The organism is Lentzea sp. NPDC051208, from assembly GCF_040682435.1.
GTDB classification, from domain to species: Bacteria; Actinomycetota; Actinomycetes; order Mycobacteriales; family Pseudonocardiaceae; genus Lentzea; species Lentzea kristufekii.
The window spans coordinates 129,315-152,984 of sequence record NZ_JBFBAW010000002.1; the positions used below are offsets into that span (position 1 = coordinate 129,315).

The 23,670-nt window shown below is 70.2% G+C and carries 22 protein-coding genes; 17 read left to right on the forward strand and 5 right to left on the reverse strand.

The window, feature by feature from the left end:
• Positions 1-32: 32 nt before the first annotated feature.
• Together AB0M48_RS04985 and AB0M48_RS04990 are read left to right on the forward strand one after the other, a co-directional pair.
• A complete protein-coding gene (locus AB0M48_RS04985) occupies positions 33-1,859 on the forward strand; it encodes a protein kinase (protein ID WP_363836039.1) in 1,827 nt (608 codons plus the stop codon).
• A gap of 3 nt (positions 1,860-1,862) precedes the next feature.
• Entirely contained in the window at positions 1,863-4,001 is a 2,139-nt protein-coding gene (locus AB0M48_RS04990) for an ATP-binding cassette domain-containing protein (RefSeq protein ID WP_363836040.1), read from the forward strand.
• Here AB0M48_RS04990 and AB0M48_RS04995 read toward each other — a convergent pair.
• From AB0M48_RS04995 to AB0M48_RS05005, 3 genes are all read right to left on the reverse strand, one after another.
• Positions 3,992-4,957: a hypothetical protein gene (locus AB0M48_RS04995; RefSeq protein ID WP_363836041.1), complete on the reverse strand. Its 966-nt coding sequence runs from the start codon at positions 4,955-4,957 to the stop codon at positions 3,992-3,994. The two genes, AB0M48_RS04990 and AB0M48_RS04995, sit on opposite strands and share 10 nt — an antisense overlap.
• 131 nt (positions 4,958-5,088) lie before the next feature.
• A complete protein-coding gene (locus AB0M48_RS05000) occupies positions 5,089-7,191 on the reverse strand; it encodes a tetratricopeptide repeat protein (protein WP_363836042.1) in 2,103 nt (700 codons plus the stop codon).
• 82 nt (positions 7,192-7,273) lie between these two features.
• Positions 7,274-8,491, reverse strand: coding sequence for an SEFIR domain-containing protein (locus tag AB0M48_RS05005; RefSeq protein WP_363836043.1), 1,218 nt, complete (start codon positions 8,489-8,491; stop codon positions 7,274-7,276).
• A 206-nt stretch (positions 8,492-8,697) separates the two neighbouring features.
• Here AB0M48_RS05005 and AB0M48_RS05010 point away from each other — a divergent pair, with 206 nt between their 5' ends.
• From AB0M48_RS05010 to AB0M48_RS05030, 5 genes are all read left to right on the forward strand, one after another.
• Entirely contained in the window at positions 8,698-10,431 is a 1,734-nt protein-coding gene (locus AB0M48_RS05010) for a S8 family serine peptidase (RefSeq protein WP_363836044.1), read from the forward strand.
• Between the two features lie 68 nt (positions 10,432-10,499).
• Positions 10,500-11,141, forward strand: coding sequence for a hypothetical protein (locus tag AB0M48_RS05015; RefSeq protein WP_363836045.1), 642 nt, complete (start codon positions 10,500-10,502; stop codon positions 11,139-11,141).
• 16 nt (positions 11,142-11,157) lie between these two features.
• Positions 11,158-12,060, forward strand: a complete 903-nt coding sequence (locus AB0M48_RS05020) for a LysR family transcriptional regulator (RefSeq protein ID WP_363836046.1) — start codon at positions 11,158-11,160, stop codon at positions 12,058-12,060.
• Between the two features lie 69 nt (positions 12,061-12,129).
• Entirely contained in the window at positions 12,130-13,125 is a 996-nt protein-coding gene (locus AB0M48_RS05025) for a putative sulfate exporter family transporter (protein WP_363836047.1), read from the forward strand.
• A 30-nt stretch (positions 13,126-13,155) separates the two neighbouring features.
• Positions 13,156-13,689: a cysteine dioxygenase family protein gene (locus AB0M48_RS05030; RefSeq protein WP_363836048.1), complete on the forward strand. Its 534-nt coding sequence runs from the start codon at positions 13,156-13,158 to the stop codon at positions 13,687-13,689.
• Here the strand turns inward: AB0M48_RS05030 and AB0M48_RS05035 are convergent.
• Complete coding sequence (locus AB0M48_RS05035) at positions 13,676-14,290, reverse strand: TetR/AcrR family transcriptional regulator (RefSeq protein WP_363836049.1); 615 nt, start codon at positions 14,288-14,290, stop codon at positions 13,676-13,678. The two genes, AB0M48_RS05030 and AB0M48_RS05035, sit on opposite strands and share 14 nt — an antisense overlap.
• Positions 14,291-14,364: 74 nt before the next feature.
• Here AB0M48_RS05035 and AB0M48_RS05040 point away from each other — a divergent pair, with 74 nt between their 5' ends.
• From AB0M48_RS05040 to AB0M48_RS05075, 8 genes are read left to right on the forward strand one after another with little or no spacing between them, the layout of a single operon-like run.
• On the forward strand, positions 14,365-15,030 hold the full coding sequence (locus tag AB0M48_RS05040) for a 3'(2'),5'-bisphosphate nucleotidase CysQ (RefSeq protein ID WP_363836050.1): 666 nt from the start codon (positions 14,365-14,367) through the stop codon (positions 15,028-15,030).
• Complete coding sequence (gene cysD, locus AB0M48_RS05045; protein WP_363836051.1) at positions 15,027-15,914, forward strand: sulfate adenylyltransferase subunit CysD; 888 nt, start codon at positions 15,027-15,029, stop codon at positions 15,912-15,914. The genes AB0M48_RS05040 and cysD overlap by 4 nt, the downstream gene beginning before the upstream one ends.
• Complete coding sequence (cysC, locus tag AB0M48_RS05050; protein ID WP_363836052.1) at positions 15,914-17,689, forward strand: adenylyl-sulfate kinase; 1,776 nt, start codon at positions 15,914-15,916, stop codon at positions 17,687-17,689. The genes cysD and cysC overlap by 1 nt, the downstream gene beginning before the upstream one ends.
• 58 nt (positions 17,690-17,747) lie before the next feature.
• The gene (locus tag AB0M48_RS05055) at positions 17,748-18,803 is read left to right on the forward strand and encodes a DUF1214 domain-containing protein (RefSeq protein WP_363836053.1); all 1,056 of its coding nucleotides are present in this window, start codon (positions 17,748-17,750) and stop codon (positions 18,801-18,803) included.
• The gene (locus tag AB0M48_RS05060) at positions 18,800-19,948 is read left to right on the forward strand and encodes a sulfotransferase (RefSeq protein WP_363836054.1); all 1,149 of its coding nucleotides are present in this window, start codon (positions 18,800-18,802) and stop codon (positions 19,946-19,948) included. Before AB0M48_RS05055 ends, AB0M48_RS05060 begins: the two co-directional genes overlap by 4 nt.
• Positions 19,948-20,727 (forward strand): SDR family oxidoreductase, encoded by a 780-nt coding sequence (locus AB0M48_RS05065; RefSeq protein WP_363836055.1) that lies wholly within the window; start codon positions 19,948-19,950, stop codon positions 20,725-20,727. The genes AB0M48_RS05060 and AB0M48_RS05065 overlap by 1 nt, the downstream gene beginning before the upstream one ends.
• Complete coding sequence (locus AB0M48_RS05070) at positions 20,724-21,191, forward strand: SRPBCC domain-containing protein (protein ID WP_363836056.1); 468 nt, start codon at positions 20,724-20,726, stop codon at positions 21,189-21,191. Before AB0M48_RS05065 ends, AB0M48_RS05070 begins: the two co-directional genes overlap by 4 nt.
• 47 nt (positions 21,192-21,238) lie before the next feature.
• Positions 21,239-21,553 (forward strand): hypothetical protein, encoded by a 315-nt coding sequence (locus AB0M48_RS05075; RefSeq protein WP_363836057.1) that lies wholly within the window; start codon positions 21,239-21,241, stop codon positions 21,551-21,553.
• Here AB0M48_RS05075 and AB0M48_RS05080 read toward each other — a convergent pair whose 3' ends face one another.
• The gene (locus AB0M48_RS05080; protein ID WP_363836058.1) at positions 21,554-22,189 is read right to left on the reverse strand and encodes a TetR family transcriptional regulator; all 636 of its coding nucleotides are present in this window, start codon (positions 22,187-22,189) and stop codon (positions 21,554-21,556) included.
• Between the two features lie 74 nt (positions 22,190-22,263).
• Between AB0M48_RS05080 and AB0M48_RS05085 the strand changes: the two genes are divergently transcribed.
• Positions 22,264-23,478, forward strand: coding sequence for a cytochrome P450 (locus tag AB0M48_RS05085; protein WP_363836059.1), 1,215 nt, complete (start codon positions 22,264-22,266; stop codon positions 23,476-23,478).
• Positions 23,475-23,669, forward strand: coding sequence for a ferredoxin (locus AB0M48_RS05090; RefSeq protein ID WP_363836060.1), 195 nt, complete (start codon positions 23,475-23,477; stop codon positions 23,667-23,669). Before AB0M48_RS05085 ends, AB0M48_RS05090 begins: the two co-directional genes overlap by 4 nt.
• Position 23,670 lies beyond the last annotated feature (1 nt).

Sequence of the window (23,670 nt, forward strand, 5' to 3'; positions counted from 1 at the left end):
GGAACAACTCGCAATGACGGGAATCCACGGACATGGACGAACAACCTCTCGGCAGCAACTACCGCCTGGGCGAGCAGATCGGTGCCGGCCGGATGGGGCGGGTGTACCTGGGCAGGCACGTCGACGGGCGCGAGTTCGCGGTCAAGAAGCTGCGCAGCGACCTGAGCGACGACAGCGGGATCATCGCGCGGTTCCACCAGGAGTGGGCCATCCTGCAGAAGCTGGAGGGGCCGAACCTCGTCCGGGTGCACGACCTGGTCGTCGAGGGCGAGACCGTCGCGTTCGTCATGGACCTGGTGCCCGGCGGTGACCTGAGGCACGTGCTGGAGGCGACCGGGCGGCTGCTGCCGTCCGAGGTCGCGCGGATCGGCGCCGGCATCGCCAGGGCGCTGGCCTCGGCCCACGCCCGCGGCGTCGTGCACGGGGACGTCAAGCCGGAGAACGTCCTGATGGACTCCAGCACGGCGGAACGGGTCCCGAAGCTGACCGACTTCGGCATCGCGACGGTGGTCGCGTCCGCGGGCACGCGCACCAGCACTTCGCGGGTCGGCACGGTCGAGTACATGGCGCCGGAAACGGCCGCCGGAGGTCCGGTGTCCCCCGCCGTCGACGTGTACGCGCTGGGTGTCGTCCTCTACGAACTGACCTGTGGTGTCACGCCGTTCGCGTCGCCGTCGATCCCGCAGACGCTGATGGGACACGCGCAGTCGTTGCCGGGCAAGCCTCCCGGCATCACCGAGGAGCTCTGGGCGGTCATCGCCCAGCTGCTGTCGAAGAACCCCCTCGCGCGCCCGGACGCCGCCGTGGTCGCGGGCCGGCTGGACGAGCTCGCGACGATCCTGTACCAGCGCAACGCCCCGGTCGCGGAGCACCTGGTGGTGCCGCCTCCCGGACGGCCGCTGGGCACCGAGGCGGAAACGTTGCTGCCCGGCGCACTTCCTCGCTCCACCACGCCGCCTCCCGCGAGGAGATCGATCATGCGCAAGCTGCGAGTGGCCGGAGCGATCGTGGTGGTCGCGGCCGTCGCCGCCACCGGCACGTACCTGTTCGCGTCGGGCAGCACGGGCACCAGCAACACGGGCGGCTCAGGTGACAACGCCGCAGCGACGTCGGTCACCGTCACCACGACCAAGAGCACTTCCAGCGCACCCACCTCCACCCGTGTCACGCAGCTCAGCGAGATGCCGGACCTCGTGGGCAAGTTGCTCGGCGACGCGCGGGACGAGCTCCCCGCCAGTCTCGACCTGGTCGTCGAAGAGGTCTTCGACAGCACCAAGCCCGACGGGACGGTGACCAAGCAGGACCCGGAACCCGGTGGTGCGGTGGGCAAGAAGGTCACGCTCACGGTCGCCCGGCCTGCCTTCACGACTTATCTGGACTCGCTCACCGCCGCCTCGGGCAGCTGGACCAACAGCCAGGGCGAGATCGTCGGCATGAAGGACAAGTCCTACTCGCATTCGGTCTTCGCCAGGGTGGACGGCTGCTCCAGCAAGGACAGCGTCGAGTACAACCTGAACCAGGGCTACCGGCGGTTCGTGGCGACGGCCGGGATGAGCAACGATTCCGCCGCGTCCGGCCTGCAGGTGCAGTTCGAGGTGTTCGCCGACGAGGGCCGGCTGCTCACGACGGGCAAGGTCAAGCTCGGCGAGGTGGTGGACTTCGACCTGGACGTCACCAAGGTGCTCAGGTTGAAGATCCAGTGGCAGCCGCTCCGGGACAGGGAGACCTGCTACACCACGAACGCCTGGGTGCTCGGTGAGGCCAAGCTGCTCGGCGTCGCCGGTGAGGTGCCGACCTCGGGGCTGCCCGCGACGTCCACCCGCGGCTCCGCGACCACTACCACCACGACGACGAGGTAGGCCGTGCTCGAGGTCAGCTCCGGCGGTCGCACGTGGACGTTCCCGGTGGGCGCCGACGTGGTGATCGGCCGCGGTCAGGACTGCGACGTCGTGCTCGACGACCCTCGGGTGTCGCGCGTGCACCTGCGGATCGGCTACGACAACGGCTGGGTGCTCCACGACGACGGGAGCACCGGTGGCTCGCGGATCGGCGACCAGCAGATCCGCGAGCACCGCCTCCGCGGCGCGGTGCAGTTGCTGCTGTCGAGCAGTTGCGAGGTGTCGGTGCGGGACCGCGGCACCGGTTCGGTCAGCATCGGGCGGGCGGCGGACAACGACGTGGTGCTGGACGATCCGCTGGCGTCACGCCGGCACGCGGTCGCGACGCGGGAGGGTGCGGGGTGGCGGATCACACCGCTGGGCATCAACCCCGTGCTGCAGCACGGGCTTCCGGTCGGTGACGAGCCGGTCTCCCCCGGCGCCGTGCTCACGTTCGGCGCCACGGACGTCGCCGTCACCGCGGACGGCTTCTCGGCTGCGGCGGGCGCCCGCCGGCTCGTCGTGCGGGACGTCGAGCACCAGCTTCCGAGTGGGAAGCGGTTGCTGTCCGGGATCGACCTCGACGTCGGCCCGGGTGAGCTCGTCGCGGTGATCGGCCCTTCCGGCGCCGGCAAGTCGACGTTCCTCAAAGTGCTGACGGGGCAACTGGTTCCGAGCGGCGGGACCGTCACGTTCGACGGTCGCGACGTGCACGCGGGCGGTGACGAGGTGCGGTGCCGCATCGGCGTGGTGCCGCAGGAGGACGTGCTGCACACCAAGCTCACCGCGCGGCACGCGATGCACTACGCGGCGCGTCTGCGCCTTCCGGCCGACACCTCGCGCGGCGAGCGGCGCACCCGCGTCGGGTCCGCTCTGTCCGAAGTGGACATGGAGGCGCACAGGGCGACCCGGCTCAGCAGGATGTCGGGCGGCCAGCGCAAGCGGGTGTCGATCGCACTGGAGCTGATCACCGAACCGCCGCTGCTCCTGCTGGACGAGCCGACGTCGGGACTCGATCCCGCTCTGGACCGGCAGGTCATGTCCGGCCTGCGCGAGATCGCGAACGCGGGGCGGGCGGTCGTCGTGGTCACGCACAACCTCGCGTGCCTCGACCTGTGCGACCGGATCCTCCTGCTCGCCCCCGGTGGCGTGCCGGTGTACTCGGGGGCGCCGGCCGACCTCTTCGGCCACTTCGGCACCCACGACTGGGCCGACGTGTACGAGGCCGTCCTGCTGCACCCGCCTCCAGCCACGGCGCCACCGTCCGAACCGGCGCCGCCCCGTCCCGCCGCGGTCCCCCAGACGATGGCGCGCCCATGGCTGCACCAGGCGGCGACGCTGGTGTCACGGCACTTCCGGCTGATCGCCGCCGATCCCGCCTACGCGATGTTCCTGCTGCTGCTCCCGGTGGCGCTGGGACTTCTCGCGCTCGTCGTCCCCGGCACCGGTGGCCTCGGGCCGCCCGACGCCGGGCAACCCCAGGAGGCGGCGCAGATCCTGGTGCTGCTCTTCGTCGGCGCGGCGTTCGCGGGCGGCGCCGGCGCGGCCCGCGAGGTCGTGGCGGAGCGGGCGATCCTCGCGCGGGAGAGAGCCGCGGGACTGGCCCCTCGGGCGTACACGCTGAGCAAGGCCCTGGTCTTCGGCATCGTCAGCGCGGTCCAGGCGGCCGTGCTGGTCGCGGTCGCCGTCCGGGTCAAACCCGGTCCGGACGACCCGGTGGTGCTGCACCACGCCGTGCTCGAACTCGGGCTCGCCTTGTGGTGCACCGCGTTCGCGTCCGCCACCATCGCCTTGTTCGCCTCGGCGGTGGTCCGCAGTGCCGAGCAGGTGATGCCCGTCCTCGTGGTGACGGTGATGCTGCAGCTCGTGCTGTGCGGCGGCATGATCCCGGTGGACGACCGCCCGGTGCTGGAACAGCTCTCCTGGTCGGCACCGAGCCGCTGGGGTTACGCCGCCGGCGCGTCCGTGGTCGACCTGACCGGACGCGCGCCGGCGTCGTCGAAGGACTCGTTGTGGGAGCACGAACCCGAGTCCCTGGCGCTCTCCGTGTCGGTGTTGTTCGGCATGACGCTGCTGCCGCTGTACGGGCTGGGGCGCCGGGTGCGCCGGGTCCGTCAGGCCTGACCGGTGGCCCAGCCGAAACCGTAGGACAGCTGCGGTTCCAGGTTGTCGAAGCTCGTGTGCACCTCGCCGAACCTGTTCGGTCGGGCGAGGTCACCGGTCCACACCGGATCGTCCAGTTCCAGCGGGGGAACGCCGGCCAGCCGCCACACCCGCTGCGGGCGCAGCACCGCGCCGAAGCGGACGTGCAGGGAGAACCTGTCGCACTGGTAGCGCGGAGTGCACACGTAGTGCGGGGCGATGCCGCGTTCCACCGGCACCTTCACCCGGAACGCGTACTCGTGCTCGTCGCCCCGGGCCAGCGGCTCCGGCAGCCGCAGCACGAACCCGATGCGGTTGCGCGCCTTCATCATCCCGTCGCTGAGCTCACCGCCGTAGAGCAGGTCGACGCCCAGGTCCTCGATGCTGCCGGAGCCGGTCCAGCCCGGGGGCGGGGTCAGCGTCAGGCCGACCTCGACCTCCTCCACACCGTCCTGCCCGGCGACGATCCGGCGGGTCTCGTACACCTCGGGCACCCGCAGGTCGAAGCTCATCACGACCCTCAGGTCGAGGGTGTGCCAGGGAGGACGCTTCCGCACGTCCACCAGCCGCCGGGTCTCGAGCGCGAGCTGGGTGAGCCGCACGAGGGCGCTGTCGATCCTGCGCTGGACGGTGCGCGGGTCGACGAACGCCGTGTCCGCGATCTCCTTGATCCGCTCCTGGTACATCCGCGGCGCGGCGGAGTCGAGCCCGAGTGCCGCCCGCAGCAGGTTCTGCTGCTCCGGGTGGCACTGGTCGATCAGGACGTTCAGCTGGTCGCGCACCTTGCGGCGGACGCGCTCGCCGGTGTCGCCGTCCTCGACGCCGCACACCCGTTGCAGGGCGCGCCCCACCCGCGCTCCGATGTCGTCCGTCTCGACGCCAAGGCCTTTGCGCAGAGCCTTCAGCTCGTTCACGAGCTGTTCGGCGGGGACACTCATCACACCTCCGGCACGCCAACGGGCGTGGAGTTTAGCCCCGTTGATCACGGCGCTCTCCGGCTCGTTGTCCAGTCCTGCACCGACATCACCCGAACGGATGGCTCATCCGGCCGGAGTCATGTCCACTTCTCTCACTCGGTGTCACCGGGGATCAGGTCGATGAACTGCTCCGCGTCGTAGGCCTCCTGCGCACCGAGCCCGGCGTAGAGCTCCTGTGCCCGCAGCATCTCCCGCCGTGCCGCGGTGTTGTCGCCGGTGGCCAGCGCCGCCCGGCCGAGGCCGAAGTGCGCACGCGCCAGTTCGTAGCTGCTTCCCAGCTGCTGCGCCAGCGTGAGCGCTCGCCGGTGGGCGCCCGCGGCCTCTCCCGGTTCGCCCGCCTCGTTGTGCACCTCGCCCAGGGAGTTGAGCGCCATCAGCACGTCCAGTTCGGCGCCGGGCCCGCTGAACAGCTCCATCGCCTCGGCGAGGTGTTCCCTGGCCTGTTCGAACAGCGACAGCGCCGCCGCGAAGGCCGCCATCCCGCGCAACGTGATGCCGGCGTTGAGGTGCGCGCCGAGCCGCCGGTAGTTCTCCAGCGCCTGCGCGGCGACCTCCAGGGCCTCGGTGTGCTTCCGGCGCTGGTGCAGGACCCACGCCTCGTTGCCGAGAGCGTTGCTCACGCCACGCAGGTCGCCGGCCTCCTCGAACAGTTCCCGCGCACGGACGAAGTGCGGCTCGGCGGCCTCGCCGTCGCCGCGTTCGAGCAGGGCCACGCCGAGGTTGTTGTGCGTCAACGCCTCGGCGCGGCCGTCACCGAGCCGCCGGGTCGCGGCGAGAGCCAGTTCGTGCGTGACGATCCACGCGTCCCAGTCCTTGGTGAGGAAGAAGAACCCGCGCAGCGTGTAGGCGAGCTGCCACCGCCGTCCGTCGAGTTCCGGGTCGCCGGCGCGGAGCAGCCCGACGAACGCGTCGCGGCCCGCGTGCAGCCAGGCGAGCGCCTCCTCGCGGGTGGCGAAGTTCGGGGTGTGCCGTGGCGTGCCGTCGAGGGTGAGGCGGTAGCGGTGCGGGGTGAGCAGGCGGTCCGCCAGTTCCGCGGTGTGCAGGTGGTGGTCGAAGTAGCGCGTCATGGCCTGGTCGCCGTCGGTGTCCTCCTGCCGCACCAGCTCCGCCGCGTAGACCCGCAGCAGGTCGTGCATCTCGACGCGGCCCTGCGACCGTTCGCGCACGAGCCGTGCCCGCGCCAGCACGCCGGCCGTCCGGCTCGCCGCCGTGACCGGGACGTCCAGCAAGGCGGCCAGGGCGCGCTTGTCGAACTCCCTGCCCGGCGCGAGGCCGAGCAGCCGGAACAGCCGCGCCGCCTCCGCGGGCAACTGCCGGTAGGACCAGGAGAACACCGAACGCACCGCGGTGCGCGGGTCGTCCCCGGTGTCGAGCACGTCCAGCCGCGCCTGCTCGTCGGAGAGCTCCTCTGCCAGTTCGGCGACCGTCACGTCGAGCGAGTTCAGCACCAGCCCGGACGCGATCCGCAGGGCCAGCGGCAGGTACGCGCACCGCCGCGCCAGGTCCACCGCGGCCGCGGGCTCGGCACGCAGCCGCGGGCCGATCAACGTGTGCAGCGCCTCCAGCGCCTCCTGCTCGCTGAACACGTCCAGCCGCACCTGCTCGGCGCCGTGGTCGACGACGAGCCCGGTCAGGTTCGCCCGGCTCGTGATCACCACCGCGCACGACCCCGTACCGGGCAGCAGCGGCCGCACCTGGTCCTCGGAGCGGGCGTTGTCCAGCAACACCAACAGCCGCCGTCCGCTCACCAGCGACCGGAACATCGCGGTCCGCTCGGCGACCTCGGCCGGAACCGTCTCCGCCGGCGCGCCGAGCGCCCGCAGGAACGCCCCCAGCGCCTCACCGGGCGTCACCGGCACACCCACCCCGTACCCGGACAGGTCGACGTACAGCTGCCCGTCGGGGAAGTCCTCCACGACCCGATGCGCCCAGCACACGGCGACGGTCGTCTTCCCCACGCCGCCCATGCCCGAGAGGACCACCAGCGGCAACGTGCCGGAGTCCTCCTCCGCCGCCGCGTCGAGCGCCGCGAGCACGTCCTCGCGTCCGGTGAAACCCCTCGGCACCGGCGGAAGCTGCTTGGGCACCACCGAGTGCTCACCGGGTGCCGCGTGCAGGTGCAGGTCGCCGGTGATCGTCCCGGCCTGCACGACGACGCCGGACGCCGTCCCCTTCACCACGTTGCGAGTCGTCATGAGCTGCCCCCCGCCACCGCCACGGTGATCACGACAGCACAGATGGGCCCGGCAGGCACACCGCCGGACGTGCAGTGCGGATTCAACGACCGGGTACCCGGAACTTTGCGAGCAACCGTTCGGCCAGCTCGACCGCGATCTGGCCGGTCGTCGCAACGAGGTCTGCCGAACTCACGCACTCGTCAGCACGAAGCCTGACAAGAGCAACGTTGCTCATCGGCATGCTCGCCTGATTGCTGGTGAGATCATGTGCCTCGCCTCGCCGGACGAGACTGACCGGGTCGATGCCCGCGGTCGGCACCACCAGCTCCGGAAGAGCGGGGCCGAGTTCGGCGAGTGCGGACAACATGAGCTGGATCTTGCGCACGACGTCGTCGGGGATCAGCACGCTGCCGATCCGCCCCTGCGGCAAGATCATCCAGGCGGACCGCTGGCCGGTCCTCAGGACCGCCATGCCGCCGCCATCGGTGCGGAACGGATCTCGCGACGACACCCGGACGGCGTCCTCCGCCAGTGAGGTGTCGACGCCGGCACGCACGTCGAGGATTCCCCGCTCAGCCGCGTACAAGGGCAACCCGCGTTCGAGGTCGCGCAACCGGGTCATCGAAATCCTGGCGTCGCCGACCGGTGCCAGGTGGACTTCGAGCGTCGCGGGCCACTGAGCCGGCCACGTCCTCGACAGGGCCTCGATGTCCGTTCGCCACAGGACATCGACCTCGTCGGACAGACCACGCCACGACGGCTCGGCCACCGGCGGCCGGTCCGCGGCTTCCTGTGGCAACACCGGCGGTCGGCCCAGGGGCGGACGCACGGCCTTCGGCCGCTTGAAGATCACTCTGAGCAAGCCTTCGACGCCCTGGTCCGTCAGCTCGTCGATCCTGTAGTGATCAGCCGCACGAGGCTGCAGGAAGTGCGGGATCTCGGCCACGTCACGGCCGGGCAGGACGACGGGGAGCAGCTTCGGCAGCCACTTCCCACGATCGTCCTGGAGAAGGTCGCGGATCACGGACATCTCGGCCCGCGCGCCGCGGTTCTCCGTGGCGGGCCCACCTCCGTCGCCTACGATCTTGCACTGCGGTGACGCCACGATGATCGTGTAGTCCGAGGTGGTGATGTGCCTGTGCGCCCACGCATACCAGTCCTGCCGCTGACCCTCGGCCCATTGGTCGAGCTCGACCAGCACGTAGTTGGCCGAGAGCAGGCCGGCGAAGGCGCGCACGTCGGCCTTGTGCTGTGGTGAGTCGTGTGTGTAGGCGACGAACACCGTCGGGGGCGGCGCGTCCGGGTCTGGTGCAACCATCGCCGCGAAGCTTAAACAGCCGATTCCGACCGGCTCCGAACGACCCGGCGACCCACGCCTGACGTGCGACGTTCGTAGTGAGCCGAACGGGGCATCTTCGAGTTGCCGCGTCCCGAACGCCCTTCACACTCCTCTAAGGACTCTGACGGGCCCCTGCACCCGCGCGAAGTGCGCGGGCATCGCCCGCTTAGGAGTTGGAGGAATCCGTGTTCCTGGGTTCACGATCTCGTCTGCGCGCCGCGGTCATCGCCGCGGCCGTGGGCGCCGGTGTGCTGGTGGCGGCCACCCCCGCCGCTGCCGCACCCGCCGCGGGTACGCGTGCTTATCTGGTCATCACGGCGCCCGGTGCCACTTCTGGCGCCGAGACGGCTGTGAGCACCAACGGTGGCACTGTGTGGACGAAGTACGACGCCATCGGCGTCATCGTCGCGCACTCTGCTGCCGCTGACTTCGCCACCAAGATGCGCACCGTCAGCGGTGTGCAGAAGGTCGGTGCCACGCGCACCAGCGACATCCCGGCCGAGGCGGCGAATCCGCCGATTCCCGCCTCGCCGACGCAGAGCACTCCGGCGGCCGGTGAGCCGTTGCGCACGGACATGACCCAGATCGGTGCCGACAAGGCGTGGGCGATCAACACGGGATCGTCCAGCGTCACGGTCGGTGTGCTCGACACGGGCGTCGACGACCTGCACGCCGACCTCAAGCCGAACTTCGACGCGGCCAACTCCGCTTCCTGCGCCTACGGCAAGCTCGACACCCGTACTGGTTCATGGCGTGCCAACACCGCTCCCACCCAGATCAGCTCCCACGGCACGCACGTGGCCGGCACGATCGCGGCGGCGAAGAACAACCTCGGCATGGTCGGTGTCGCCCCCGGCGTGAAGATCGCCTCGGTGCGCGTCTCCGAGGGGGCGAACGACATGTTCTTCCCGGAGAACACCATCTGCGCCATGGTCTTCTCCGGTGACCGCGGTTTCGAGGTGACCAACAACAGCTACTACACCGACCCGTGGCTGTTCAACTGCCCGGACAACGCCGACCAGGACGCGATCCTGGAGGGTGTGAAGCGCGCGATGGCCTACGCCGAGGGCAAGGGCGTGCTCAACGTCGCCGCGGCGGGCAACTCGAACTACAACCTCGCGAACAAGACCAGCGACTCGACCAGCCCCAACGACTCCACCGCCGTGCAGCGCACCGTCACCAACGCGTGCCTGAGCGTCCCGACCGAGGTCTCCGGCGTCGTCAGCGTCGCGTCGATCACCTCGGCCAACGTCAAGTCGTCGTTCTCCAACTACGGCACTGACAAGATCCACATCGCGGCGCCCGGCAGCGACGTCTACTCGACCCTGCCCGGCGGCCGGTACGGCCTCCTGTCCGGCACGTCGATGGCCTCCCCGCACGTCGCGGGCGTCGCCGCGCTCCTCAAGTCGACCAACCCCACCGCCACTCCGGCCCAGCTCCGCACGCTGCTGGCCACCCAGGCGGACGACCTGAACTGCACCGACAGCCGTTGCAGCGGCACCACGGCGAAGAACAACTTCTTCGGCGAGGGCCGCGTGGACGCGCTGGCGGCGGTCGGCGGCACCCCGCCCGCCGTGAAGGAGTTCGAGAACACGACCGACGTGTCCATCCCGGACAACGGCGCGGCCGTGACCAGCCCCGTCACGGTCTCCGGCGTCACGGGCAACGCCCCGGCCACCCTGAAGGTCGACGTGAACATCGTGCACACCTACCGAGGTGACCTGGTCGTCGACCTGGTCGCCCCGGACGGCACGGCGTACCGGCTCAAGGCCTCCAACGGTGATTCCGCCGACAACCTCGTGGCGACCTACACCGTCAACGCGTCGAGCGAGGTCGCGAACGGGACCTGGAAACTGCAGGTCAGGGACGTCGCCGCCCAGGACGTCGGCTACATCGACTCCTGGAAGCTGACCTTCTAGAACGGCATTCGGACCAACCTCGGCGGCCACGGCTAACTAACGTCCCTGCCTGCAGCGATAGCAGTGACGTGGAACCCGATCTGTGGTCGGCGGCCGCCGAGGCCCTCGACGAGCACGAACACGCCCTCGTGATGGCCCGGCTGGCAGGCACGACCGTCGGCCCCGGCCAGACCGAGCGCCTGGCCAGGGGCGAGCGCGACGTCGTGTTCCTGCTGCCCGACCGGCTGGTGCTCGTGCGGCCGGAGCCGTTCTGGTCAGGTTCGTACGACCGCAAGCAGATCGTGCGCATCATGCTCGCCGCCGGGCACGTCCAGTTCGACGTGACCGGCGGCGACAGCCTCGAGTTCTGGATCGACACGGACCTCTCCCCCGCCGAACCGTTCGTCGAGCAGGCCCAGAACTGGCTGGCCCCGCGCAAGAGCTCGGCCAGCGGTGCGGTCATCGGGTTCGGGCTCGCGATCATCATCGCGTTCCTGTTCGTCCTCGGGCCGGTGGACCTGATGCCGTCGGACGGCCGGCTCACCGTCAAGTCCAGCTGCGGCGACTTCCTCCGCGCGGGCGTCGACGAACAGGTCGAGCTGCTCAGACGGCTCTTCGGACAGGTCGGCACGCCCGCCGAGGCGGACAAGCCGACGACGCTCGACGCCTCCCGGCGGCACTGCGGTGAGCACAACGGCGCGACGCTCGACTCGCTCGTCACCGGGAAATGAGCCCTACAGTGCGAGGGTGTTCGACACCCGCCAGCTCGAGGTCTTCGCGACGGTAGCGAAGACCGGCTCGTTCAGCGCCGCCGCGCGGCTGCTGCACTGCTCCCAGCCCGCCGTGAGCCAGCAGATGCGCGCGCTGGAGCGGCAGGTGGGCGGGCCGCTGTTCGTGCGGACGGGCCGGGGGCTGCACCTCACCGAGGCCGGCCGGATCCTCGCGGAACGCGGGTCGGACCTGCTGGACCGGCTGGCGACGACCCACCAGCAGGTCAGCGCGATAGCCACGCACGACATCGGCACGATCCGGATCTGCGCGTTCCCGAGCGCCAACGTGTCACTCGTGCCCGCGGCGGCGGCGATCCTGGCCGAGGAGCGGCCTCAGCTGCGGCTCGAACTGGTCGAGGAGGAGCCGCCGGACTCGTTCGCGCTGCTGCGGCGCGGTGAGGTCGACCTGGTGCTGAGCTTCAGCTACCTCGACGAACCGCAGGACGAGGCCACCGTGAACGGCATGCTGAGCGTGCCGTTGCTGCGGGAGCCGCTGGCGTTGCTCGTGCCCGCCGGGCACCGGCTCGCCGGCCGGGAGCGGGTGTCGCTGGCCGAGGCGGCGGAGGAACGCTGGATCGCCGGTTGCGTGCGCTGCCAGCGCGCGCTGCACCAGGCGTGCGGGGCGGCCGGGTTCGTCCCGGACATCACCTGCTCGACCGACGACAACCTGGCCATCCAGAGTCTCGTCACCGCTGGTCTGGGCGTCGCGCTGGTGCCCAGGCTGCTGCTGTCGTTCCTGCAGCACCCCGGCCTGACCGCGGTCGAGGTCGAGTCGGCGGCGCAACGGCTCACCTCGCTCTACACCTGGCCGGACCTCATCCAGCTGCCGATCATGCGGGCGACGGTGGACGCGTTGATCTCCGCGTCGGCCAAGGCATAAGCGCGCCTTATAGGCCTCCAAGAAATGGTCATCTACTGCGCATAGCCCGTGCTGGTCATCGTTATCAGCATGGGCATCGTCAGGACGACTCCGCGCACGGCCGACTCGGTGTTGCCCGGCCTCGCGCTGGTCGCCGCCGGTGTCGCGGTCGCGATGGTCGTGTCCTGGCTGCAGCCCTCGGTCAGCGCGCTCACCGTCGCGGTGCTGCTCGGCGCCGTCGTGGCCAACGTCGTGACGCTGCCGTCGTCGGTCACTCCGGGGATCAAGCTCGCCGCACGGCGCCTGCTGCGCCTGGGTGTCGTGCTGCTCGGGTTGAAGCTCGTGTTCCAGGACGTGCTGAAGCTCGGCTACGAGATCCTGCTGCTCGCGGTGATCGCCGTGGTCGTCACGTTCGTCGTGACGCGCTGGCTCGGGCGGGTGCTCGGGGTCAGCGAGGGTTTGTCGTTGCTCATCGCGACGGGGTTCTCGATCTGCGGCGCCTCCGCGGTGGCCGCGATGAACAGCGTCCGCCGGCAGGACGAGGAGGACGTGGCGAAGGCCCTCGGTCTGGTCACGCTCTTCGGCACCGTGGCGATGTTCGGCCTGCCCGCGCTGTTTCCGCTGACCGGCCTCACGCCCGCGCAGTACGGGGTGTGGGCGGGTGGCAGCGTGCACGAGGTCGCGCAGGTCGTGGCCGCCGCAGGACCTGTCACCGGTGCTCTGGCCATCGCCGTCGCGGTGAAGCTGACGCGGGTCGTGCTGCTCGCGCCGATGCTCGCCGCCGTGAGCTTCGCCGAGCGCCTCAAGTACCCGACGTCCGGGCAGCGTCCGCCGATCGTGCCGCTGTTCGTGCTCGGTTTCCTCGCGATGGCGGCGGTGCGGGCGACCGGCCTGCTGCCCGACGTCGTGCTGTCGGCGGCGACGTTCGTGGACAACGTGCTGCTGGCGGCGGGCATGTTCGCGCTCGGCACGGCGGTGCGCCTGCGTTCCCTGATCCGCTCCGGCCCGGCGGTGCTGCTGCTGGGCCTGCTCTCGACCACGGTGATCGTCGTCCTGGTGCTGACCGGCACGGTGTTGATCGGCTGATCTCCGCTTTCCTCAGAGGAGGACCCGCTCATGACGCACAGCCTGCTCTCCCCCACGGCCACGCTTCTGGTGGGCTCGCTCCGGGCCGCGATCGCCGGCGGTGGCGACGACGAGGCCGTCGCCGCTCGGGTGGCGCGGACCCTGGAGGGCCACCTCACCGACCCGTTCCTGCTGAGCGCGGCGCAGCGGGAACCCGACCCGAACGCCTACCGCCAGCACGTCCTGCACGTCGAACCGGACGGCAGCTTCTCCGTCGTCGCCCTGGTGTGGTTGCCGGGCCAGGAGACCTGCATCCACGACCACGTCTCGTGGTGCGTCGTCGGCACGTACGTCGGCGAGGAGGAAGAGACCACCTACCGGCTGCACGGCGACCAGCTGATCCCGTTGCGCGTCAACAAGACCCCGGAAGGCGTGGCGTCCTACCTCGTGCCGCCGGGCGACATCCACAAGGTGTGCAACAACTCCAGCTCCGTGGCGATCTCGATCCACGTCTACGGGGCCGACGTCAGCATCCTCGGCACGAGCATCCGGCGGCGCTACGACCAGCCCGTCAGCGGGCGATGATCCCCCGTTCGATCGCACCGGTGGCGAACTCGACGAGCTGAGCCGGCTTGACCCGGTTGATGCGGGCGCCCTGCAGCAGCAGGTCGTCCGCGAGGCCGATCAGCGAGTCCCAGACCCAGTGCGGCAGCGCGGGATCGTCGATCAGCTCCTGACCGCACGCCTCGGCGGTCTCCTTCAACGCCTTCGCGAGCGCTTTGAGCGTCTTGCGGTAGTCCTGAGCCGACCCGGCGACCTCCTTGCCCCTGCGGCCGCCGGAGAGCACCTTGGCCTCCCACTGCGCGGCCGACCGCCCGAACCGCCGCCACAGGTCGGTGATCTGCGGCTCGACCTCCTTGAGCACGCCCGCGATGCCGAGACCGCGGTCGACGGTGGCCAGAGTGCGTTGCAGCTCGTCCAGGCGCCGTTCCATCAACGCCGCGAAGACGTCCTCCTTGCCGGAGAAGTACTGGTACACGGTGCCGGAACTGACCCCCGCGCCGACCGCGATCGCGCGCATGGTCAGGCCCGCGTAGCCCTGCTGTTCGAGGATCAGCTCGGCGGACGACAGGATGTCGCGCCGCCTGCCCTCCGCGTCCCCCCAGGCCGTCTGCTCGGTGCTCACGGCGTTCAGCCTACTTTGAACAACGTTCAGAAGCATATTGAACGTTGTTCGTTTTGGTCGCTACGCTCGGGTGCATGGCGGAGACCGATGCGGAGCTGGCGAGACGATTGGCCACCGAGACGGGCCGGTTGCTGCTCAGCGTGAGACCGGGCGACGGTGACCACGTCGCGCAGCTCTTCCTGGCCGCACAACTCGGCGAGCACCGCCCGGCCGACTCGGTGCTGTCGGAGGAGGCACCCGACGATCCGCGCAGGCTGGCCGCCGACCGGGTGTGGATCATCGACCCGCTGGACGGCAGCCGCGAGTACGCCGAGCCCGGCCGCACCGACTGGGCCGTGCACGTGGCGCTGTGGGAACGCGGCGAGCTCGTCGCGGGAGCCGTGGCGGTGCCCGCTTTCCGGCCTGCGCCAAGGCCTTCGCACCGCCGGATCCGGATCGTGGTCAGCCGCACCCGGCCGCCCGCACACGCGCGGCGGATCGCCGGGACGATCAACGCCGTGCTGGTGCCGATGGGCAGCGCGGGCGCGAAGACGATGGCCGTCGTGCGCGGCGAGGCGGACGCCTACCTGCACGCGGGCGGCATGTACGAGTGGGATTCCGCCGCACCCGTCCACGTGGCCCGCGCGGCCGGGTTGCACGCCTCCCGCGCCGACGGACGGCCGCTGGTCTACAACCAGCCCGATCCCTGGCTCCCCGACCTGCTGATCTGCCGCCCGGAACTCGCGGGGGTGCTCACGTGAACCACCTCGACCAGCTGGAGGCCGACAGCATCGACATCTTCCGCGAGGCCGTGGCGGAGAGCGAACGACCGGTGCTGCTGTACTCGATCGGCAAGGACAGCTCGGTGCTGCTCCACCTGGCGCGCAAGGCCTTCTACCCGTCGAAGCCACCGCTCCCGTTGCTGCACGTCGACACCACGTGGAAGTTCCGGGAGATGATCGCGTTCCGGGACGCGACGGCCGCCTCGCTCGGGCTGGACCTGATCGTGCACCGCAACCCGGACTGCGTGGCCGCGGGCATCAACCCGTTCGACCACGGTTCCGCGCGGCACACCGACCTGTGGAAGACGCAGGGTCTGCGGCAGGCGCTGGACGAGCACCGGTTCGACGTGGCGTTCGGTGGCGCGCGGCGCGACGAGGAGGCCTCGCGCGCCAAGGAGAGGGTGTTCTCGTTCCGGACCGCGCAGCACCAGCGGGACCCGAAGAACCAGCGGCCCGAACTGTGGCGGCTCTACAACACGCGGGTCGCGCCCGGCGAGAGCATCAGGGTGTTCCCGCTGTCGAACTGGACCGAGCTCGACGTGTGGCGCTACGTCGAACGCGAGCGGATTCCCGTGGTGCCGCTGTACTTCGCGGCCGTGCGACCGGTGGTCGAGCGCGACGGGGCGCTGATCATGGTCGACGACGACCGGATGCCGTTGCACGAGGAACCACGCCACGAGCTGGTCCGGTTCCGGACGCTCGGCTGCTACCCGCTGACGGGCGCGGTGCGCAGCGAGGCGCGCACGGTCGCGGAGATCGTCGAGGAGATGCGGGCCGCGACGACGTCGGAGCGGCAGGGACGGGTGATCGACCACGACCAGAGCGGGTCGATGGAGCGCAAGAAGCGGGAGGGGTACTTCTGATGGAGCTTCTGCGGTTCATCACCTGCGGCAGCGTGGACGACGGGAAGAGCACGCTGATCGGGCGGCTGCTGTACGAGTCGAAGCTGCTGTACGCCGACCACCTAGCGGCCCTGGAAGCGGACTCGCGCCGGGTCGGCACGCGCGGCGGCGAGCTGGACTTCGCGCTGCTGGTGGACGGGCTGGCCGCCGAACGCGAGCAGGGCATCACGATCGACGTCGCCTACCGGTTCTTCGCCACCGAGGCGCGGCGGTTCATCGTCGCGGACACCCCTGGGCACGAGCAGTACACGCGCAACATGGTCACCGGCGCGTCCACCGCCGATGCGGCGGTTCTGCTGCTCGATGCGCGCAAGGGCGTGCTGAGCCAGACGCGCCGACACGCGCGCATCGTGTCGTTGCTGGGCATCCGGCACGTGGTTCTGGCCGTGAACAAGCTTGATCTAGCGGACTATTCGCGGGAGCTGTTCGACGAGGTCAGCGCGTCGTTCGCGGAGTTCGCCGCCGACCTGGACTTCACGGAGACCACCTGCGTGCCGATGTCGGCGACCGAGGGCGTCAACGTGGTCGGCCGCAGCGAGCTGACGCCCTGGTACGACGGCCCGACCCTGCTGCAGTGGCTGGAATCGGTCGATCCGCACACAAGGCGAGACATGTCGTCTCGTTTCCTCGTGCAGTGGGTGAACAGGCCGGACGCGACGTTCCGCGGGCTGTCCGGGCGTGTGCTGGGCGGGACGCTCCGGCGAGACCAGACGGTCCGTCTCGGCAACCGCACCACCAGCGTGGCCCGGATCGTCACGATGGACGGTGACCTGGACGAGGCGCCGACCGGATCTTCGGTCACCGTCGTGCTGGCGGACGACGTGGACGCGAGCCGGGGCGACGTCCTGGGCGATGCGCAGGACCCGCCGCGCATCGCGGACTCGTTCCAGGCGCGGCTGGTGTGGCTGCACGAGAACGGGCTGCTGCCCGGCCGGCAGTACCTGGCGAAGATCGGCGCGCGCACGGCCGGCTTCACCGCGACCAAGGCGTTGGGACTCAACGAGATCGGCGTCGACAACGTGCACTTCGACGCGCCCGTGCCGTTCGAGAGCTACCGGACCAACCGCGATCTCGGCTCGTTCGTCGTGCTCGACCGGCTCTCCAACGCCACGGTCGGCGCCGGGATGATCGATTTCGCGCTGCGCCCGGCGAACGTGCGCTGGCAGACGCTCACCGTCGACAAGCAGGCCCGGATCGCACGCAACGGGCATCGTCCGTGCGTGGTGTGGCTGACCGGGTTGTCCGGCGCGGGCAAGTCCACGATCGCCGACCTGGTCGAGAAGGTGCTGCACGCCGAGGGCAGGCACACGTTCCTGCTCGACGGCGACAACGTGCGGCACGGGCTCAACTCCGACCTCGGGTTCACCGACGCCGACCGGGTCGAGAACATCCGCCGCATCGCCGAGGTCGCCGCGCTGATGGTCGACGCCGGGCTGATCGTGCTGGTCTCGTTCATCTCGCCGTTCCGGGCCGAGCGGGCGCTGGCACGGGATCTGGTCGGCGAGGACGAGTTCTGCGAGGTCTTCGTGGACACGCCGCTGGCCGTGGCCGAGGCACGGGACCCGAAAGGCCTGTACCGCAAGGCCCGCAGGGGTGAGCTGGCGAACTTCACCGGCATCGACTCGCCCTACGAACCACCCCTGGAACCCGAGGTGCGGCTCGACACGACGACGTTGAGCCCGCAGGCCGCGGCCGACGCCGTGGTGGCACGGCTGCGCGCGCTCGGCGTCTGTTGAACGTTGTCCAAAAGGTGTACGTTCAGCTAGAACACGTTCTAAGTTCGGGAGGCATCCGGTGCCGGATCAGGCGTGGTCGCAGTTCTGCCGGGCGTTGGAGAAGGCCGGTGAGGTGATTGGATCCGAACAGGCGCCGGACACCCCGCTCGACCGCGCGGAGGGCTACCGCTACCTCTCCCGGCTCACCCGCGAGATGCTGTACTCCTGCCTGGACAACGCCGATCCCGACTTCCCGCGCTTCCACGAGCTCGACCTCGTGAAGATCGGCGCGGACAACCCGGACAACGTCTACCTGTCCGCGAACATCCGCGGCGACCGGACGTACCGGATCACCGGGACGCGCGGCACCATCGCGTACTTCAGCATCGGGTCGAAGGCCAACCGGTACGCCAAGGACGGCACGATGGCGTCGACCGGTGAGCTGTCCGACGCCGACCTCACGCTCGCGCCGGACGGCACCGTGGAGATCATCGCCAGTGCCGAACCCCAGAAGGGGAACTGGTTGCCGCTCGCGCCCGACTCCACCGGCCTGGTGGTGCGCCAGACCTATCTCGACCGCACCACCGAGACACCCGGCCGGTGGCACGTCGAACAGGTCGGCGGGCCCGCGGAACCCGCTCCCCTGACCCCCGAATTCCTCGCCAAGGCCTTGCAGCGAGCAGCTTTGTCGGTACACGGCACCGCGGCCACGTTCGCGCACTGGACGCGCACGTTCATGACGCGGCCCAACGAACTGCCCGACTTCGGCCAGGAGATGTTCCAGCGGGCCGGCGGCGATCCGGAGATCTTCTACCTGCACGGGTACTGGACGCTGGAGCCCGGCGAGGCGTGGGTGATCGAGACCGACGTGCCGGACTGCCCGTACTGGAACTTCCAGCTCGGCAACTGGTGGATGGAGTCCCTGGACCACCACCGCAAGATCACGGTCAACAAGCACACGGCGACGTTGTCCGGCGGCCGGCTCACGATCGTGGTGGCCGCCGAGGATCCCGGAGTGGGCAACTGGATCGACACCTGCGGCCACAGTTCGGGCACCGCGTTGCTGCGCTGGCTCGGCGCGTCCGTCCACCCGATCCCGAAGTGCCGCGTGGTCGGCCTGGAGGAGGTTCGATGACGGTCACGACCGCGCTGAACGTGCCGGAGCTGCTGGACGGGGCGTGTGCCAAGACCGGGCTCTCGAACTTCGGCGACGACTGGTTCCGCGAGCCGCTGGACGTGCTCGTGCGCAGCCTCAACACCGAGGCCGCGCTGTCGCCGCTGGGCTTCGAGCTGACCAGGAACCGGCTGACCGCGCTGCTGGCCGACCGCCTGCGGCTGCGGGAGCTCCAGCGCTCGAACCCCGAGGTGCTCGACGTCCAGGTCCGGGTGGCCGCCGAGATCTGCGGCCTGCCGCGCACCGGTTCGACGTTGCTGCACCGGCTGCTCGCCGCGTCGCCCCAGGTGACGTCCACGCTGTCGTGGGAGGTCGCCTACCCGCTGCCGTTCCCCGGCGAGGGCCCTGACGCCGAACAACGCAAACGCCGTGCGCAGGAACGCATGCAGATGTTCGCGCAGCTCTCCCCCGACTTCGGCGACCTGCACACCGTGGTGTGGGACGGGCCGGAGGAGGACGTGATCCTGCTGGACCGGACGTTCGTGTCGATGAGCTTCGACTCGTTCTACTGGGTGCCCGCCTACGGCGACTGGCTGCGCTCGGCCGACCAGCGGCCCGCCTACCGCGAGCTGCGCGAGTGGCTGCAGGTGCTGCAGTGGCAGAACACCTCCCGCTCGCTGCCGTGGGTGCTCAAGTCGCCGCACCACCTGATCGCGGCCGACACCGTGCTGGACGAGTTCGCCGACTGCAAGATCGTGATGACGCACCGGTCCCCCGTCAACGCCGTGCCGTCGTACGCGTCGATGGTGCGCGCGATGTCCTCGCAGTACAGCGAGAACGTCGACCCGGTCCGGATTGGACGGTACTGGTCCCGCAGGTTCGCCGCGACGCTGGAGGGTTTCGCCGCGGCCCGGTCCGCGCGCCCCGAGCGGTTCGTGGACGTGCGGTTCGCCGACACCGTCAGCAAACCGCTGGAGGTCGCCCGTCAGGTGCTGGAGGCGCTGGGGCTGCCCGCCGGCCCCGCCGACGACGCGGCGTTCGAGGCCTACCTGGCGCAGAACCGCACCGAACGGCACGGCTCGCACTCCTACGCGCCATCGGACTTCGGGCTGTCCGAGGACCAGCTGCGCCGTGACTTCGCCTTCTACTCGGAGGTCTACCTGTGATGCTGCAAGACGAGGTCGTGGTGATCACCGGCGTCGGTCCCGGCCTCGGCTCTAAGCTCGCCGTCCGCGCCGCCGCCGAGGGCGCGAAGGTCGTGATGGCCGCCCGCTCCGCCGACGTGATGAAGCAGGTGGAGAAGGACGTCGCCGCGGCCGGTGGCGAGGCCGTCGGCGTGCGGTGCGACGTGCGGCGGCCCGAAGAGGTGGCGGTGCTGGCCGAGACCGCCGTCGAGCGGTTCGGCACGATCACCGGCCTGGTGAACTCGGCGTTCGGGCACCCCGGCTGGTTCGACCTGCTGGACACACCGGAGAAGGCAGTCCGCCGGTCGATGGACATCATCCTGTTCGGCGCGCTGGACGTGACCCGCGCGGTGGTGCCGCACATGAAGGCCGCCGGACGCGGTTCGATCGTCAACGTGGGCACGATGACCACCCGCAAACCCCTGCGCGGCGAGGGCGGGTACGCCGTGGCGAAGGCGGCGATGGCGACCGCGACCCAGTTCCTGGCGCTGGAACTGGGTGAGCACGGCATCCGCGCGAACCAGGCCGTGATGGGCTGGCTGGACGGACCGGGCGTGCGCTTCTACCTCAAGTTCACCGCCGAGGCGCGCGGGATGAGCGAGCAGGACGTCTACGACGAGATCGCCGCCCGCAACCCGCTGGGGCGCATCCCGACCGACGACGCCTGCGCCGGAGCGGTCCTGTTCCTGTTGTCCCGGCACGCTTCCGAGGTCACCGGTGCCGTGCTCGACGTCAACGGCGGGGAGTACATGCCGGCATGAGCCACCTGCCCGAGAGCCATGTGATCGAGTCCGTCGTCGTCGAGATCGACGCACCCGCCGCGTTCGTGTGGGACGTCCTGCTCGACTACCCGCACTATCCACAATGGAATCCCTACACGCTGGCGGTGTCCACGACGCTGGCCGTCGACTCACCGATCGATTTGACGCTGCCCCGCCCGGACGGCGGCGAGGGCACGTTCGTCAGCCGCGAGTACATCCGCGTGGTCGAGCCGCCCCGGTTGTTGCGGTACGACACCGGGGACACGTTCCCGGGCCTGCTCGGCACGCGTGACCAGCTGATCACGCGACTCGCCGCGAACCGGTGCAGCTACCGCACTTTCGAGACCTTCACGGGCAAGTACGCCGGCGCCGTGTTCAAGGCACAGGGCACGTACGTCAAGCAGGGCTTCGACTCGGTGGCGCACGCGTTGAAGGAGCGAGTCGCCGCACTGCTCAAAGTGTGAGTAGTTGTACCGATGCCGCCACGGACCAGCGTCGGCACTCTCGACGTGTGACCGAAATCGACCGTGGCCGCCTCGCCGCACTGGCCGGGTTCGCCACCACCGCCGTCCTGCTCGTCCTGACCGTCGTCGCGTTCCTGAACGACGCGCTGGAGTCGTTCGGCTGGCAGGGCGGCGAATACGCCTACTCGTTCCTCTGGATCGCGCTCGGCTCGGCCATCGCCGGCCTCGTGGTGAAGGTGGCCGCGCCCGCGCCGTGGCGTTCCGCCGGAACGGGAATGGCACTGGCCGGCACGGCCGGCGTGGTCGTCGTGATCACGCTGGTCATCGTGTTCATGTGGGCGCTGTCGAACTTCTCGGCGTAGCTACAGCACCTGCGACAGACCGCGCAGCGCGGCGGCGATCTGCTCGCGATGCCCGTCCAGCGTCCCCGTCGTGATGCCGTTCACCGCGGACCTGGCCACGTCGTCGGTGGCGACCTTGAGCACCGCGCTCATGGTGGCGGCCTGCACTCGCACCTCGATGGCGTTGCGCGACAGCCCTGCCCGTTCGGCGAGCACGTCCGCGAGGGCGTCCTCCGCCCGTTCGCGCAACATCAGGTAGGCGGCGCGCAACGCCCGTTCGCCGTGGGTCAGCCGCACGACGGCGAGAACCGCTTCGATGTCCTCGTCGGACGCGTCCAGCAACGGGCTGTACGCCTCGCGGAGGTGGTCGACCAGTTCGAGTTCGCGCGGCCAGGCGCGCACCACCGCGCAGAAGGCGTCGACCATCTTGGTCAGCAACGGTTCGACGCAGCTCTCCTTGTGCGGGAAGTAGCGCCAGAACGTGCGTTCGGAGACCCCCGCGGCCCGGGCGATCTGCTCACCCGACGTGGCCGCGACCCCCTGCTCGGCGAACAACCGGACCGCGTGCCGCGAGAGGTCGAGGCGCTGACGCTGACGTTGCTCGTCGCTGACCGGCGGCCGGCCCCGGCGTGGCTTTTCTGTCGCAACGTCCGTCATCGGGCGATTCAACCACGTCACCCGATCGCCAACATTTATTGGCACCATCTGCCATCAAGCGCTACGGTCAGTGCATGAGCATTGACGCAGAGCGCCTGAAGCTGCCGCTGGCCAGGCCGAACGTCCTCGATCTCGCTCCGCTCTACGAGGTGCTGCGACGCGAGGCACCGATCGCCCCCGTGACGACACCGGCGGGCGACCCGGCCTGGCTCGTGACCCGGTACGAGGAGGTCCGCCTCCTGCTGGGAGACAAGCGCTTCGGCCGTTCCCACCCGGAGCCGGAGAAGGCCTCCCGCATCTCGACCGCCGCCGTGCAGGACGGCCCGACCGGCGAGTTCGCGACGGAGGAGGCCGACCACACGCGCATGCGCCGCCTGCTCACGCCCGCGTTCTCCGCCAAGCGGATGCGAATGCTGGGCGAGAACATGGAGCAGCTGGTCGACAGCTGCCTGGACGCGCTGATCGCCGAGCACGAGACGACCGGCGTGGTCGACCTGCACCGCGGCCTCGCGTTCCCGTTGCCGGTGGCCATGATCTGCCGCCTGCTCGGCGTTCCCGAGGAGGACAACGAGCTGTTCGCGTCGCTGTCCGAGCGCATGGCGGGCACCGAGATCGGCGAGGAGGCCCACAAGGCGCGCGAGGAGTTCTTCCGGTACATGGTGGGGCTCGTCGAGACCAAGCGCGGTGCCCTCGGCGAGGACGTGATCTCCGACCTCGTGCGCGCACAGGCACAGGACCCGGCGTTCGACTACGTGGAGATGGTCCGGCTGTGCGTCGGACTGTTGTTCGCGGGCCACGAGACCACGGTCAACCGCATCGGCCTGGGCGTGCTGTTCCTGCTCACCGAGCGGTCGCGCTGGGACGCTCTCGTCGCCGACCCGGAAGGCCGCGTCGACGCGGTGGTCGAGGAGGTCATGCGCCTGGGCGCCCCCGGTGACCTCGGCCTGCTGCGGTACGCGCGGGAGGACGTCGACATCGCGGGCGTGACCATCAAGGCCGGTGACGCGGTGGTCATCTCGACCAACGCCGCCAACCGCGACGCGTCCGTGTACTCCCACGCCGAGGAGTTCGACCCGGACCGTCCGGAGAAAACGCACCTCGGTTTCGGTCACGGCGCCCACTTCTGCATCGGTGCTTCCCTGGCCCGCACGGAACTGCGCGTGGTGTTCGCCGCGCTCGCCAAGCGCCTGCCGTCGATGCGGCTGGCCAAGGAACTCGACCAGCTGCAGGTCCGCGCGACGCTCACCGGCGGCGTGGCGGAGCTGCCCGTCACCTGGAGGTCGGCGTGAACATCGTGGTGGACCAGGGCAAGTGCGTCGGGGCCGGGCAGTGCGTGCTCGCTGCGGACGACGTGTTCGACCAGCGCGACGAAGACGGTCTGGTCGACCTGCTGGACGCCAGCCCGCCGCCGGAGCGGCTGGCCGACGTCCGGCACGCGGCGGCGGTGTGCCCGGCCTCGGCGATCGAGGTCGAGGCCTGAT

Bases quoted from the DNA above. Each gene is read 5' to 3' on its own strand.
- AB0M48_RS04985 (WP_363836039.1), top strand. From the start codon at position 33: ATGGACGAACAACCTCTCGGCAGCAACTACCGCCTGGGCGAGCAGATC.
- AB0M48_RS04995 (WP_363836041.1), bottom strand. From the start codon at position 4,957: ATGAGTGTCCCCGCCGAACAGCTCGTGAACGAGCTGAAGGCTCTGCGC.
- AB0M48_RS05000 (WP_363836042.1), bottom strand. From the start codon at position 7,191: ATGACGACTCGCAACGTGGTGAAGGGGACGGCGTCCGGCGTCGTCGTG.
- AB0M48_RS05005 (WP_363836043.1), bottom strand. From the start codon at position 8,491: ATGGTTGCACCAGACCCGGACGCGCCGCCCCCGACGGTGTTCGTCGCC.
- AB0M48_RS05025 (WP_363836047.1), top strand. From the start codon at position 12,130: ATGGGCATCGTCAGGACGACTCCGCGCACGGCCGACTCGGTGTTGCCC.
- AB0M48_RS05030 (WP_363836048.1), top strand. From the start codon at position 13,156: ATGACGCACAGCCTGCTCTCCCCCACGGCCACGCTTCTGGTGGGCTCG.
- AB0M48_RS05040 (WP_363836050.1), top strand. From the start codon at position 14,365: ATGGCGGAGACCGATGCGGAGCTGGCGAGACGATTGGCCACCGAGACG.
- cysC (WP_363836052.1), top strand. From the start codon at position 15,914: ATGGAGCTTCTGCGGTTCATCACCTGCGGCAGCGTGGACGACGGGAAG.
- AB0M48_RS05060 (WP_363836054.1), top strand. From the start codon at position 18,800: ATGACGGTCACGACCGCGCTGAACGTGCCGGAGCTGCTGGACGGGGCG.
- AB0M48_RS05065 (WP_363836055.1), top strand. From the start codon at position 19,948: ATGCTGCAAGACGAGGTCGTGGTGATCACCGGCGTCGGTCCCGGCCTC.
- AB0M48_RS05070 (WP_363836056.1), top strand. From the start codon at position 20,724: ATGAGCCACCTGCCCGAGAGCCATGTGATCGAGTCCGTCGTCGTCGAG.
- AB0M48_RS05080 (WP_363836058.1), bottom strand. From the start codon at position 22,189: ATGACGGACGTTGCGACAGAAAAGCCACGCCGGGGCCGGCCGCCGGTC.
- AB0M48_RS05085 (WP_363836059.1), top strand. From the start codon at position 22,264: ATGAGCATTGACGCAGAGCGCCTGAAGCTGCCGCTGGCCAGGCCGAAC.